Annotated in this window: 1 protein-coding gene; it reads right to left on the bottom strand. The window is 64.0% G+C overall.

The features are described from left to right. A partial coding sequence (locus tag AC1DKD_RS42225) for an SDR family NAD(P)-dependent oxidoreductase (RefSeq protein WP_477144864.1) occupies positions 1 to 422 on the bottom strand: 422 nt, incomplete at both ends.

Raw genomic sequence — 422 nt, 5'->3', positions numbered from 1 at the left:
GCCTTCGTGAACATCAGGAGTGCACCCTTGGAAGCGTTGTAATGCACCTGGGGGTGCCCGCTGCTGGCGATGACGATATGGGCCTCGACTGATGTGATGTTGACGATGGCGCTGGTTGAATCGTCGCCTCGGGCGGCGGCGCCCTTCTCCAGCAGCGGACGTGCAGCCTGGCTGACCAGGAACGGGCCTGTGGAGTTCACGGCGAAGACCTGGTCCCATTCGGCAACGCCGAGGTCATCGAAGTTGCTGCCCTTGACGATGCCTGCGTTGTTGACGAGGGTGTCGAGCCGGCCGAACTTGGCATCGATCTCGGCCATGCCGCTGCCGACCGAAGCCTCGTCGGCGACGTCCATAACAACAGGAACCATTTCCGGGTGCTGGCCAACCAGGCGCTCGAGCGCGGCCTCGTCACGGTCGAGGGC

The sequence above is a fragment of the Cupriavidus sp. 05T313 genome (assembly GCF_056396665.1).
The sequence above is the reverse complement of the archived record's forward strand: the minus strand, read 5'-3'. Positions and strand labels throughout refer to the sequence as shown.